The following is a 12,424-nucleotide window of genomic DNA, read 5'->3' on the forward strand; positions in this document are numbered from 1 at the left end:
GGTCACCACGCGGTGGCCGCCCTCGCGCAGTCGCTCGGCGAGGGCGAGGACCCCGGGGGTGAGTCCCCGAACGTGGTGGAGGAGGACGACTGTCGGGTCGGCAGTGGTCGGACCGTCGGCTCCGCGCGGCGGGGCCCCGGGGGCGGTGTCACCGGCGTCGCGCCCGGGGGCGGTGGATCCACTGGGTGAGGTCTCCGGTGCGTTCTCAGCTGGGTTCGTCGGGGTCATCACGGTCTCCTTCGCACGTGTGCTGGGATCCTCCCATGCAGCCCGGGGTCGCGCAGGACGGGCCGGGATCGGGCACTGCGCCCCGCTGGGCCGGGACGTTCCGCCCCGGAGGGCTCAGGCGACGCCCTCGTCGGCGGACCCCGCGCTGCCCCTGCCCGGCTCGCCACGCCCCCCGACCTCCAGGACCACGACCACGGCGACCACGAGGAGTGCGGCGACCGGGAGACTGAAGGGGAGCAGTGCGGAGGCGGCGACCGCGACCCCGAGCACGGGCACGAGCACGTCCTGCGCAGGGGTGAGTGCTCCCTGCAGCGTCAGGACCCACACGGCCACGATGAAGACACCCACCGGCACCGTGAGGGTGGCCGCGGCAGCGGAGGCGGCGAGGCCGGTCGAGTGCGTGTCGTGGTCGATGGCGACCTCGATGCCGGCCGAGAAGGCGCCGGCCGCCGCGAAGACCACGTAGTGCCCGTACCCGAACACCAGGGAGCTGCCCAGGGAGCCCAGACGCTCGTCGTGCTCGCGGGAGAAGTAGGTCCACCACATCCCGGCCGCCAGGGTGAGCCCGCACACCGCGATGAGGACGAGCGGCCCGAGGTGTTCGACGTGTTCGCCGCCGTCGACGACCGCCGAGGTGGAGGCCAGGACGGACTCCCCCAGGACGATCAGGGTGAAGAGCCCGTAGCGTTCCGCGATGTGGCCGGGGTGCCACGGGGTGGGCCGCGACCTCTCGGCCCACACGGGCACGGCCAGTTCGCCGAGCACCAGGAGGAGGAAGACGAGGACCCCGCCGCCCCCGGGGAGCCAGAGGCGGGCGACCCACAGCACCTGGAGGGCGGTGATGCCGACTGCGTAGCGCAGGGAGGTGGTCCTCAGCTCGGGGGCGCCACGGGAGGCCCGCAGCCACTGGGCGACCATCGCCAGACGCATGATGACGTAGCCGATCGTGACGAGTGTCCAGTCGCCCTCGTCCATGGCGGGGGCGGCGCCCGCGGCGAGGACGAGGACGCCTCCCATCTGGAGGATCGTCACCACGCGGTAGAGCCAGTCGTCGGTGTCGAAGGCCGTCGCGAACCAGGTGAAGTTCATCCACGCCCACCAGATGGCGAAGAAGACCATCAGGTAGGCGCCCACGCCGGAGACGACGTGGTCCCCCGACTCCGCATGGTGCAGCTGGGTGGAGGACAGGGAGACGGCGACCACGAACACGAGGTCGAAGAAGAGCTCGAGGGGCGAGGCCGCGCGGTGGGTCTCGGAGGGATCGCGGGGGCGCATCCGCGTGAGGCCGAAGCGCGGCTGTTCGGTGGCGGGCATGTGTGGCCCCTTCCGGCTGGGTCTGGGGGTCCGTGTCGGGACGGGGGCGATTCCACGAGGGCGACCCCGCCCCGTCGGAGGGAGGAGGCACGGAGCCGGTGCCGGTGTCCCCGGCCCTCGACCGGACCGCACGCCGGGCTGCCCGTGGAGCTGGGCGCGGTGGAGGGGTTGCCGTGGACCTCCTCGGCGCACGTCGCACCGCCCGTGGACCGAGGAGTCCAGCGCGGGGGCCGCACGCCGGTGGAGAATGTGGTCATGGAGCCCTCATCGCAGGACATCGACCGCTGGGACGAGCTGGCCCGGGCCGGACAGGCACACGGGGGGACGCTGCGGGTGTTCGGTGACTTCTTCGGCAAGCCCCTCGACAACTTCCACCGCCCCGCCTCCTGTGAGGAGGGATCGTCGGGGGAACTCCGGGTGCACTTCACGGGTGGGGAGGTGCTCTCGGTGTGGGGACCTCGGGACGTCGAGATCTCCGGGTCCGCGTTCCGCATCGGCGGTGCCCGACGGGTGTTGTGGGAGTGGTACTACTACGGACGTCCTGCCGCGCCCGAGAACCTCCGTTTCATCGAGCACGTGGTGCGTGGGCCCGTCGTGCGCGTGACCCGGTCCGGGATCCGCGACCGTGGGATCACGCGTCGTTGGCATCTCAGGAGCGGCGACGCTGCTGCGGAGCTGGTCGACCACTCCTGACGCGGGTCGCCACGCCCCCTCAGTTGTCGGAACGTGAGAAACGGTTGTGCATCCCGTTGCTGGCGATGAGGAGGACGCGGTCCAGGAGTGACTCGGTCTCGTTGCGGACGGTGGCGGCGAGCGCCTCATTCGCACCGGCGAGGGCCTCACGGAGTGCGCCCTCGTCGGACAGCGTGGAGACACCCTCGTCGGTGGTGCGGATGCTGGCGTGCCCGGCACTCAGGACCCGCTGCTGGTACCGCTCGATCTCCGGGATCGTGTCACTGAAGTGGGCGTCCGCCAGCGCGGCGACGACGCGGCTGGCCCAGTAGAAGTTCTCCGTCGTCACGCGGGCCGTCGTGTCCGAGAGGTAGTCGGGGATGGTGTCGACGTTCGTGTACAGCGGCACCAGGGCATTGAAGGGGTTGGAGGCGAAGGCCACCCACTGCACCGCTCGCGAGGACTCCGGAGCGTGGGGCCGCACCTGCAGGACGGAGAGCTGGCTGTGCCGGTTGATCCCGATGGGCCGCAGCAGGTGGCGCTGTGCCTCGGTCCCCATCTGCGAGTACGGGTCGTACTCGGTTCCCTGGTAGTGGGAGCTCAGGACGTCCTTGACGTCCTCGATGGTGATCCGGCGTTCGGGCACGCGCGCCCACGGCAGGTCATCGGAGCTCGGCGTGTAGCGGGGGGCCGGTCCGTCCCACTCCCCGCTGTGACGGTTCAGTGTGCGCTGCATGTACCAGGCACGCGGGGTGTTGTAGACGTGGTCGGCGTCCGAGTGCGAGCCGAAGGCGTCGCGCGGGTTGAGCGACCCGTCCAGGGAGAGGTCGAGGTGGTTGTCGGAGATGAACTCACGCAGGTCGGGACTGGCGAGGTGTTCGCGCCCCTCCCCCAGCGCGTCCTCGACGTCGAAGCTGTCGATGCCGAGCTGGTTGGGCATGGTGACGTAGGTGTCGTCGGGCACGCGCCGGGCGATCCAGTGGTGACCACCGACCGTCTCGAGCCACCAGATCTCATCGACGTCGGAGAAGGCGACTCCGTTCGCCTCGTAGGTGCCGTACTGCTCCAGCAGCGCGCCCAGACGCAGGACGCCCTCGCGCGCGGAGTGGATGTAGGGCAGGACGAGGGTGAGGAAGTCCTCCTCGCCGATGCCGCCGGCCTGCTCGGGGACGAAGTCGGGGGTCCCCTCGGTGCCGCGAGCGGGACGGTACTCGACATACGGATCGGCGCCCAGCACACGCTCGTTGGTGGTCAGCGTCTCGGTGGCGCTCATGGCGACGTTGGCGGCATTGATGCCGGCCTCGCCCCAGATGCCCTCGTCGAGGACGGCGTTGGGGGCGGCCGTGTAGCGCAGCGGTTCCTCGGGCAGTTCCACGGTGAGGTGGGCGATGACGGAGGTGTAGGTGCGCGGCTGGTCCTCCGGGTGGACGACGACGATGCGCTTGGGGTTGAACTCGCCATTGGCGGAGTCCTCGTTGCGCGCCACCAGGGGAGAGCCGTCGTAGCTCGCGCCCTTGCCCACCAGAATCGTCGTGCAGCCCACGGGTGTGTCCCCCTCGATGTCGTCGATCACGCCGGTCGTGACCATGGTAGGCACGGATGGAGCTGTGAGGCGTCCGACCTCCACGTGCCGTCACTGTCCTGTGCGGTCCCCGGCGTGCCCGGGTGCGCCACCCTCCGGGCCACCGGAGGGACTGCTTCCCGCCGGGCCCCGGCCTCTCACGTGGGCAGGTACCCGTTGACGGCGGCGATGACCACCAGGGTCACGAGGAACCCGACCACGTAGTTCAGCCAGAGGAAGCGCACCCATCCGGCGTGGGCCGCTGCCGAGTCCTCGTCGGTCACGTTCCACCAGGGCAGGACGGAGACCGCGTAGACCAGGCACAGGGGTGCCACCCATCGGGCCGCGCCTCCCGCGAGGAGGAGCAGCAGGGCCGCCAGGGTGTACCCGGCGGCCGCGACGCGCACCGTCGCCCGGGCGCCGATCTGCGTGGCCACCGATCCCAGCCCCGCTCCCGGTCGGGGATCACGTCCTGGACCGCGCCGAAGGCCTGGGAGGCCATGCCCCACAGGAAGAAGGCCACCAGTGGTGCGACCACTTCTCGCGAGGCGAGTGGCGTCGACGTGGAGGGCGCTGCCGCTGCGAGACCCACCAGTGCCGGTCCCACGAAGTGGGTCGCGGATGTGGCCGAGTCCAGGAAGGGGATCTCCTTGAAGCGCAGGTGGGGCGCTGAGTAGGCCACCACCGCGAAGAGGACCACGGCCAGGACCACGGCGGCCGCCGGCCCCGCGAGGACGGCCAGTGCCACCGCCCACGGAACCGTGGTCACGACGACAGCGATGAGGACGGTGTGGTGCTGGCGTCGGGGCACCAGAGCGCCCTCGACCCCACCCTTTCGGGGGTTGAGCAGGTCGGACTCGTGGTCGAAGACGTCATTGATGCCGTACATCGCCAGGTTGTACGGGATGAGGAAGAAGAGGGTCCCCACCACCAGCGTGGCGTCCACCTGCCGGGTCAGCAGCCACAGGACCAGGGAGAAGGGGTAGGCCGTGTTGATCCACGACAGCGGCCGCGACGCTGCGAACAACATCTTCACAGTGCTCATCGGCGTGTTCCCTCCTGGACCTCCATCGGAGCGCCGTGCGGGTGGCGGGCTCCACCGAGACGGCGCAGCAGCACCGGGGCCAGTGCAGCGGTGAGGACGATGTAGGCGAAGTCCTCCAACGGGGCGAGCCCGATGCGCAGACCGGAGGTGAGCGCCCAGTCGTAGGCGATGATCCCGAAGTGGATCAGCAGTGAGTCGAAGAAGGCCGTCAGCAGCGCGAGGACAGCGAGTGTCGCCCTCGTCGACGGGTCCCCGGGGCTGCGCCCGACGCCTCGCCCGCACAGGACGGCCAGCACGAGGGCGGGTGCCAGGAAGGCGGCATCGAGGACGAGGTAGGTCAGTGACGCGCCGCCGCCGTGCCATTGGCTCGACACCACGAGGCCCGGGACGAGGACGAGCACTGCGAGCACGGGCAGGAGCTCCACGACTCGTGCCCGGCGCCCGCCCTCCCCGAGCAGGCGGGTGGCCGCGGAGTCGACCACCAGCGGGAGGTGGGAGAGGAAGGTGAGGAAGAGGACCTCTTCCACGGGGAGTTCGCGCGCCAGCAGCCATCCCGTCTGCCAGGGTCCCGCCCCGCAGAGGAAGATCCCCGACCCGATCCCGGCCAGGTCCCACAGGAGCAGGACCACGACGCACAGCGCAATGGTCACCAGCGCGGGGCGCGGGGTGCGGAACACGGCGAGTCGCCACCGGCGGTCGACGAGGAGCATGCAGGCGGCCGAGCACAGGAGGAGACCTCCGTAGAGCCAGCCGGTTCCGCTCAAGACGTGCCCCCGATGAACGGGCCCCCGGGCAACGCTCCCCCGGGGAACGGATCCCCGACGGGTTCGGACCCGCTGCGCCCGGGGGCGTGGGCCGACTCCAATGCCGCGACCGAGTCCATCGGCAGCGGACCCGCCGCGGTGCGTGGTCGAGCAGGGGCGGGCGGTTCGGGAAGCGGGCCCGCAGACGTGTCGCCGTGGAGTCGCTTGAGGACGTTCTCCGCGCTGATGAGGGCCATGGGGACACCGATGCCCGGGGTCGTCGTCTGCCCGGCGTGGAGGAGCCCGTCGACCCGGCGTGAGGCCGATCCGGCGCGGAGGAAGGCCGACTGGGACAGCGTGTGGGCCGGTCCAAGGGCGTTGCCGTGGCGGGAGTGGTGGAGGAGGGCGTGGTCCGCAGGTCCCAGGGTGACCCGGGTGCGGATGCGACCGGCGAGGTCGGGGATGCCGGCCCAGGTCGCCACCTGTTCGACGGCGCGGTCGACGGCCTCCTCGACCTCGACGTCCCCGGGCACGTCCCCCGTCCCGTGCCCGCGGGTGATGGAGCCGTGTCCGATTCCCTCGTCGGCGGCCACGAGCACCAGGAGGAAGAGCGTCTCGCACCCCGGCGGCGCAGTGTCGGGGTCGGTGGCGCCCGCGCGACAGGCGTAGACCGAGGCCGGGTCGGGCACTCGGGGCCCTCCACCGAAGATCGCGGCGAAGTTCTCCTGCCAGTCGTCGGTGAAGAAGAAGGAGTGGTGGGCGAGCTCGGGCAGTTCCCCCTCCACGCCGAGCATCGCCAGGACCGTCCCGATCCCGTCGGTGGAGTGTTCCCAGTAGCGCGGGGAGTGGGACCGCAGGTGGGCGGGCAGGAGCGCGGTCTCCGTGTGCCACAGGTCAGCCGTGGACACCACGACGTCACCCGCCACGTCGACCGCCCGCCCGTCCCCGTGCCCGTCCCTGTCCCTGTCCCTGACCCTCAGTCCCGTCACCGTGGCGCGGGTCCTCCCCCTGCCACCTGGACGGGTGAGGATCTCCTCGACCTCGCAGCGGGTGTGGATGCGGACTCCGGCCGCCAGGACCACGTCCCTCACGGCATCCACGACACGTCGCATCCCCCCGCGGGGGTGGAAGACCCCCTGCTCCAGGTCCAGGTGGGTCATCAGGTGGTACATCGAGGGCGCCATGGAGGGCGCGGTCGAGAGGAACACCGCGTGGAAGGTGAGCATCTGGCGCAGCACGGGGTCCTGGACCACCCGGGACGCCTGGGTCTCCAGCGACTCCGTGAGCAGGCGCACCAGACGTGGGAGGCCGACGAGGACGTCCCTGTTGAGCCAGGGCAGCACGGACTGGAAGTTCGTGTGGAGGAAGTTGTCCATGGCCAGGGAGTAGGTCTCCCCCGCCGAGGCCAGGTGTGCCCGCACGGCGGCACCCGCGCCGGGTTCGCGTCCCTCGAAGAGCTCCACGACGCGTTCGACCCCGGAGCGGACGTCCACGGGATCCCTCCTGCCGGCGAAGAGGCGGTAGGCGGGGTCGAGGGCGACGAGGTCGAGGTGGTCCTCCACCCGTGAACCCATCAGCGCGAAGAAGTGCTCGAAGACCTCCGGCATGAGGTACCAGGTGGGACCCGTGTCGAAACGGAAACCGTCGACGCGGATCTCACCGACCCTGCCGCCCACGTCCGGGCCACGGTCGAAGAGGTCCACCTCGTACCCGTCGCGGGCCAGGAGCCCTGCGGTGGCCAGACCCGCCAGACCTCCCCCGATGACCAGGGCGTGGGGTGGCGCACCGCTGGCGGGACGCCGGGTCACGTGGGGGTGGCGCGTGTTCCTCACTTCGTCCCTCCCGCCACGGACCGGGAGGGTCTGCCACTTCCGGTGCCCGGTGCGGACACGTCCTCCCTGAGGAATGCCCGTGCCACCAGCACCGCCTTGCGCGCATCCGGCACCCTCACGCGCGTGCGGGCGAGTTCCCGGGCAGGTGTCGCGGCGATGCGGTCGTTGAGTTCACCGAAGAGGAGGTGGGCGGTCCTCACAGCGGCCCGGCTGGAGTCGGGCAACTGGGCGATCGCTGTGTCGGCGGCCCGCAGGTCCGCGTCGATCTCCGTGACGAGGCGGGACTTGGTCGCCTCGTCGAGCGTGTCGGGCGTGACGCCGGGGAAGTAGGTGCGCCCCAGCTCCCCTGAGTCGGTGGAGAGGTCCCTGAGGAAGTTCACCTTCTGGAAGGCGGCCCCGAGGCGCTCGGCGCCCGGGCGCAGACGCACCCAGGCCTCCTCCCGGTCGGGTTGGTCGTGGAGGAAGCAGCGCAGGCACATGAGGCCCACGACCTCTGCGGAGCCGTGGACGTACTCCTCCAGGCTTCCCCGGTCGTGTGCGCTGCGTGTCAGGTCCGCCCGCATGGAGTCGAAGAACGGGCCCACGAGTTCTGCGGTGATGCCCACCCTCCGGGCGGTGGGTGCGAAGGCATGGATGACGAGGTCGGTGGAGAACCCGCGCGGGATGGCGGCGAGCACGTCCTGCTCGTAGCGGTCCAGGATCGTCCTGACCTCCTGGGTGGACAGGTCCGCGCAGGCCCCGTCCACGACCTCGTCAGCGACGCGCACCATGGCGTAGACGTCGCGCACCGCAGTGCGCACCGGCTCCCGCAGGAGTCGCACGGCCATGCCGAAGGAGGTCGAGTACTGCCCGATGACGACGGCGGCCGCCTCGTGCGCGGCACGCTCGAAGAGCCGCGCCGGAGTGGTGGTGGGACGTGTCATCGGCTCCGTGCCTCCAGGGTGTCGGTCAGTGCCACGAGTGCCCGGGCCAGTGGCTCCGGGACGCTGGGATGGGTGAAGTGGGTGCGGGCCGAGTCGTGCAGTGCCGCGGAGAGCTCCCGGGCATGGTCGTCTGCGCCGCTGGAGACGATGACCTCACGTGCGAGGTGCTCCGCCTCCTCGGAGTCCCCCCGTCCCAGGTCCTCCCAGATCGACGGCCAACGCGCATCGCGGGAGGCGGCCCACACGGTGAGCACCGTGTGCTTGCGGCGCCTGAGATCCGAGGAGGTGGACTTGCCGGTGAGTCCGGGGTCTCCCACGGTGCCGAGCAGGTCGTCCACGACCTGGAAGGCGCCCCCGAGGTCCCGGGCGCCGGCGGCCAGCTGCGCGGTGGGCGTCGGGCCCAGGCCCCCGAGGACCGCGCCGCAGGCAATCGGCGCCTCGAAGGAGTAGACCCCGGTCTTCAGGCGGGCCAGGTCCAACAGGTCCTCCTCACGGGGGCGTGCGGCGGGGGTGGTCGAGATGTCCCGCAGCTGGCCCTCAGCCGTGCGTCTGAGTGCCTCGTCGACGATGTCCACGACACGCGACATGGAGGGGCCGGCATCCGCGAGCAGGCGGTAGGCGCCGGTGAGTGCCAGGTCCCCGGTGATGATCGCCGCCGAGGCCCCGGTGTGGGTGGCATCGACGTCCCCGCCGTCGCGGGCCACACCCATGAGGGCGGCCGCGACGGTGGGACGCCCTCGTCGCTGGACGTCACGGTCCATGATGTCGTCGTGGATGAGGAATCCGGTGTGGAGGATCTCGAAGGCGGCCCCGACACCGGCGGCCGCGGCCAGGGTCGCGGGATCCATCCGCGTGCCCGCGCCGGTGGCGACCGTGAGGACGAGGAGGGGGCGGATGCGTTTGCCTCCCTGGCAGGACTGGGCCAACAGGTCCCACAGACGCGTGAACGACGGGTCCGTGGCCTCTGCGCGACGCAGGTCCAGGAAGGCCTCGAGTCTGGCGTCGACGAGACCGAGGAGGTGCTCCTGCACCGAGGCCGTCGTCATCCGGGACCGTTCCACTCGTCCAGTTGCCGCACCATCCAGGGGCTGAATGCGAAGGGAGCGCCCTCGACCGCCTCTCGTACCCGCGCCAGGGGCGTCCAGGCCCACTCGGCCACCTCGTCGGGGTTGGGGGACATGTCGGGACGGGGGTCGACCCGCAGCACGAGGACGGGGCAGAACTCGTTCTCCACCACTCCGGAGGCATCCGTGGCCCGATAGGTGAAGGCGGGCAGGACCGTCTCGAATGCCGCGGTCGGGCCGACATCGATGCCGAGCTCCTCCTCGAGGCGCCGACGGGCGGCGTCGGACTCCGACTCGCCGGGCTGCGGGTGGCCGCACACGGAGTTGGTCCACACCCCCGGCCAGGTGGCCTTCGTGAGGGCGCGCCTGGTGAGGAGCACCTGGTCGGACGCGTCGAGGAGGTAGCAGGAGAAGGCGCGGTGCAGGGGCGTGCCGTGGGTGTGGATGTCCGCCTTCCGCGCGGAACCCGTCGGGCGTCCGTCCGGCCCGCACAGGACCACGAGCTCGTCCCCGGACTCCCCCACGGGGGCGCCGTGCACGACGGGTGTGCCACTGACCGGCTGCTCATGACGGGGCTCCATTCCTGGAATCTACCCGAAGGTCCTGCGGGGTGCGCGCGGGACGGTGCGGCAGTTGACGGCACGGGCGCACGACGCCGCCGGCCGCGCGGGCGGGCCCGGACGCGCACAGCGGTGCTCCGCCCCGTGCCGCAGTGTCGCTCCCCGGGATGTGTGCACCCCCAGCCCGGTGCATTCCGTCATTGGAACTGATCGCTTCTTGGAGTATGTTGTTCACATGATCAGCACACAGGTGGAGGGCGCTGAGCTGGACGCGCGCGAACAGCTGCGACGTGCCGGTCTCCGCGTGACCGCACCCCGCCTGGCGGTCCTCGACGTCGCCTCCGGGCGTCAGCACGCCGAGACGGACGAGATCGCAGCCGCCGTGCGTGAACGGCTCGGCTCCGTGTCCACACAGGCCGTCTACAGGGTGCTCAATGCGCTCACCGACGCCGGGCTGCTGCGCCGGGTCTCCACCGGTTCCCGCAATGCGGTGCGCTACGAGGTCCACCACCACGACAACCACCACCACCTGCTGTGCCGCGTGTGCGGCCGACTGGAGGACGTCGCCTGCGCCGTCGGTGAGGCCCCCTGCCTGGAGGCCTCCGACGACCACGGCTTCACGATCGAGGCCGTCGACGTCCTCTTCCGCGGCGTGTGCCCGTCCTGCCGGGAACGGGCAGCTGCCGCGGAGCGTCGCGCCGGGTCCTGAATCCCCGGATCCGCACCCCCAATGTCCTGCGTCCTCCCCGTCGGGAGGGCGTCACCGACCCGTCATGTCACCCAACCCAGGAGGAAACACCGTGACCGCGTTCGATCCCACCGCCCAGCACGACTCGACGAGGACGTCCACCACGCAGGCGGGCGCCCCTCGTGAGTCCGACGCGAACTCGCTGAGCGTGGGGCCCGACGGACCCCTCATGCTCCACGACGTCGCACTGGTGGAGAAGCTCGCCCACTTCGACCGGGAGCGCATCCCGGAGCGCAGCCCCCACGCCAAGGGCTCCGGCGCCTTCGGTGAGCTCGTCATCACCGAGGACGTCTCGGCGTACACCAAGGCGAAGCTGTTCCAGCCCGGTACCCGTACCCCGATGCTGGCCCGCTTCTCGACCGTGGCCGGCGAGCTGGGTTCCCCCGACACGTGGCGTGACGTGCGCGGTTTCGCCCTGAAGTTCTACACGCAGGACGGCAACTACGACATCGTCGGCAACAACACCCCGACCTTCTTCGTGCGCGACCCCATGAAGTTCCCCGACTTCATCCACTCCCAGAAGCGCATGCCCGCCTCCGGCCTGCGTGACAACAACATGCAGTGGGACTTCTGGACGCTCTCGCCCGAGTCCGCCCACCAGGTCACCTACCTCATGGGTGACCGCGGCCTGCCCCGCACCTGGCGGAACATGAACGGCTACGGCTCCCACACCTACATGTGGGTCAACGAGGCCGGGGAGAAGTTCTGGGTCAAGTACCACTTCCTCACCGAGCAGGGCGTGGAGAACCTCACCAATGAGGAGGCCGCCGAGCTGGCCGGGAAGGACGCGGACTTCCACCGCCGTGACCTCTTCGACGCCATCAACCGGGGCGACTTCCCCTCCTGGCGCGTCGAGGTCCAGGTCATGCCCTACGAGGACGCGAAGACCTACCGCTTCAACCCCTTCGACCTCACCAAGGTCTGGTCGAAGGCGGACTACCCGAGGATCCCGGTCGGCCACTTCACGCTGAACCAGAACCCGACGAACCACTTCGCCCAGATCGAGGAGGCGGCCTTCAGCCCCGCCAACACCGTCCCGGGCATCGGGGTCTCCCCCGACAAGATGCTGCTGGGCCGCACCTTCGCCTACGCGGACGCCCAGCGCAACCGCCTGGGCACCAACTTCAACCAGCTGCCGGTGAACCGGCCGATCACGCCCACGAACTCCTACGACAAGGAGGGCGCGATGCAGTTCCTGCACAGCGGGGACGCCCCGGTCTACGCGCCGAACTCCTACGGTCGCGCGTACCAGGACCAGCAGGGTCCGGTGGACAACGGGTGGGAGGCCGACGGCGAGCTGGTGCGCACCGCCTACACCCTGCACGCCGAGGACGATGACTTCGGTCAGGCCCACACCCTGGTGCGTGACGTCATGGACGATGCCCAGCGCGCCCGCCTGGTCGACACCGTGACCGGATCCCTCCTGGACGGCGTCGTGGAGCCCGTGCTCTCCCACGTCTTCGAGTACTGGCGCCACATCGACCAGGAGGTCGGTGACAGCATCGAGAGGACCTACCGCGCCAAGGCAGGCGCCACCTCCTCGGACGCCACCGCCCCGGGTGCCGCCGGGTCGGACCCGGCGCCGGCCGGCCACTGACCGACAGGCGGGCCACTGAGCAGCAGGCGGGCCACTGAGCAGCAGGCGGGCCACTGAGCAGCAGGCGGGCCACTGAGCAGCAGGCGAGCCACCCGCACCACGCGGCACCCATGGGCGGCCGCCGTCCCGACGGGGGA

General features: G+C 70.9%; 13 protein-coding genes. 3 read left to right on the plus strand and 10 right to left on the minus strand.

The window, feature by feature from the left end; translation table 11 throughout:
• Both TA90_RS15290 and TA90_RS11675 read right to left on the minus strand, forming a co-directional pair.
• The coding region (locus TA90_RS15290) for a hypothetical protein (protein ID WP_043536687.1) at nucleotides 1-228 on the minus strand (228 nt) is incomplete at its 3' end.
• A 114-nt stretch (nucleotides 229-342) separates the two neighbouring features.
• Complete coding sequence (locus TA90_RS11675) at nucleotides 343-1,542, minus strand: low temperature requirement protein A (RefSeq protein ID WP_197067894.1); 1,200 nt, start codon at nucleotides 1,540-1,542, stop codon at nucleotides 343-345.
• Between the two features lie 255 nt (nucleotides 1,543-1,797).
• Here TA90_RS11675 and TA90_RS13420 point away from each other — a divergent pair, with 255 nt between their 5' ends.
• Nucleotides 1,798-2,235, plus strand: coding sequence for a hypothetical protein (locus tag TA90_RS13420; RefSeq protein ID WP_147513493.1), 438 nt, complete (start codon nucleotides 1,798-1,800; stop codon nucleotides 2,233-2,235).
• Between the two features lie 19 nt (nucleotides 2,236-2,254).
• Here TA90_RS13420 and TA90_RS11685 read toward each other — a convergent pair whose 3' ends face one another.
• The 8 genes from TA90_RS11685 to idi all read right to left on the minus strand — a co-directional run bounded on the left by TA90_RS11685 (nucleotide 2,255) and on the right by idi (nucleotide 9,963).
• Entirely contained in the window at nucleotides 2,255-3,787 is a 1,533-nt protein-coding gene (locus TA90_RS11685; RefSeq protein WP_231550736.1) for a C69 family dipeptidase, read from the minus strand.
• A 146-nt stretch (nucleotides 3,788-3,933) separates the two neighbouring features.
• The gene (locus TA90_RS15795; protein WP_269420052.1) at nucleotides 3,934-4,059 is read right to left on the minus strand and encodes a hypothetical protein; all 126 of its coding nucleotides are present in this window, start codon (nucleotides 4,057-4,059) and stop codon (nucleotides 3,934-3,936) included.
• Entirely contained in the window at nucleotides 4,056-4,820 is a 765-nt protein-coding gene (locus tag TA90_RS11690) for a prenyltransferase (RefSeq protein ID WP_197067895.1), read from the minus strand. Before TA90_RS11690 ends, TA90_RS15795 begins: the two co-directional genes overlap by 4 nt.
• Nucleotides 4,817-5,584 carry a lycopene cyclase domain-containing protein gene (locus tag TA90_RS15295; protein ID WP_197067896.1) on the minus strand — a complete coding sequence of 256 codons (768 nt, stop codon included), beginning with the start codon at nucleotides 5,582-5,584 and terminating at the stop codon, nucleotides 4,817-4,819. The genes TA90_RS11690 and TA90_RS15295 overlap by 4 nt, the downstream gene beginning before the upstream one ends.
• On the minus strand, nucleotides 5,581-7,395 hold the full coding sequence (gene crtI, locus TA90_RS11700) for a phytoene desaturase family protein (protein WP_074015396.1): 1,815 nt from the start codon (nucleotides 7,393-7,395) through the stop codon (nucleotides 5,581-5,583). Before crtI ends, TA90_RS15295 begins: the two co-directional genes overlap by 4 nt.
• Nucleotides 7,392-8,318: a phytoene/squalene synthase family protein gene (locus TA90_RS11705; RefSeq protein WP_074015397.1), complete on the minus strand. Its 927-nt coding sequence runs from the start codon at nucleotides 8,316-8,318 to the stop codon at nucleotides 7,392-7,394. Before TA90_RS11705 ends, crtI begins: the two co-directional genes overlap by 4 nt.
• Nucleotides 8,315-9,364 (minus strand): polyprenyl synthetase family protein, encoded by a 1,050-nt coding sequence (locus TA90_RS11710; protein WP_052450828.1) that lies wholly within the window; start codon nucleotides 9,362-9,364, stop codon nucleotides 8,315-8,317. The genes TA90_RS11705 and TA90_RS11710 overlap by 4 nt, the downstream gene beginning before the upstream one ends.
• A complete protein-coding gene (gene idi, locus TA90_RS11715; RefSeq protein ID WP_082031674.1) occupies nucleotides 9,361-9,963 on the minus strand; it encodes an isopentenyl-diphosphate Delta-isomerase in 603 nt (200 codons plus the stop codon). Before idi ends, TA90_RS11710 begins: the two co-directional genes overlap by 4 nt.
• Before the next feature lie 214 nt (nucleotides 9,964-10,177).
• On the opposite strand from idi, the gene TA90_RS11720 reads away from it, so the two are divergent.
• Together TA90_RS11720 and TA90_RS11725 are read left to right on the plus strand one after the other, a co-directional pair.
• Complete coding sequence (locus tag TA90_RS11720) at nucleotides 10,178-10,651, plus strand: Fur family transcriptional regulator (protein WP_052450829.1); 474 nt, start codon at nucleotides 10,178-10,180, stop codon at nucleotides 10,649-10,651.
• A gap of 91 nt (nucleotides 10,652-10,742) precedes the next feature.
• On the plus strand, nucleotides 10,743-12,287 hold the full coding sequence (locus tag TA90_RS11725) for a catalase (RefSeq protein ID WP_052450830.1): 1,545 nt from the start codon (nucleotides 10,743-10,745) through the stop codon (nucleotides 12,285-12,287).
• Nucleotides 12,288-12,424 lie beyond the last annotated feature (137 nt).

It is taken from the genome of Actinomyces polynesiensis (assembly GCF_000820725.1).
GTDB lineage: Bacteria > Actinomycetota > Actinomycetes > Actinomycetales > Actinomycetaceae > Pauljensenia > Pauljensenia polynesiensis.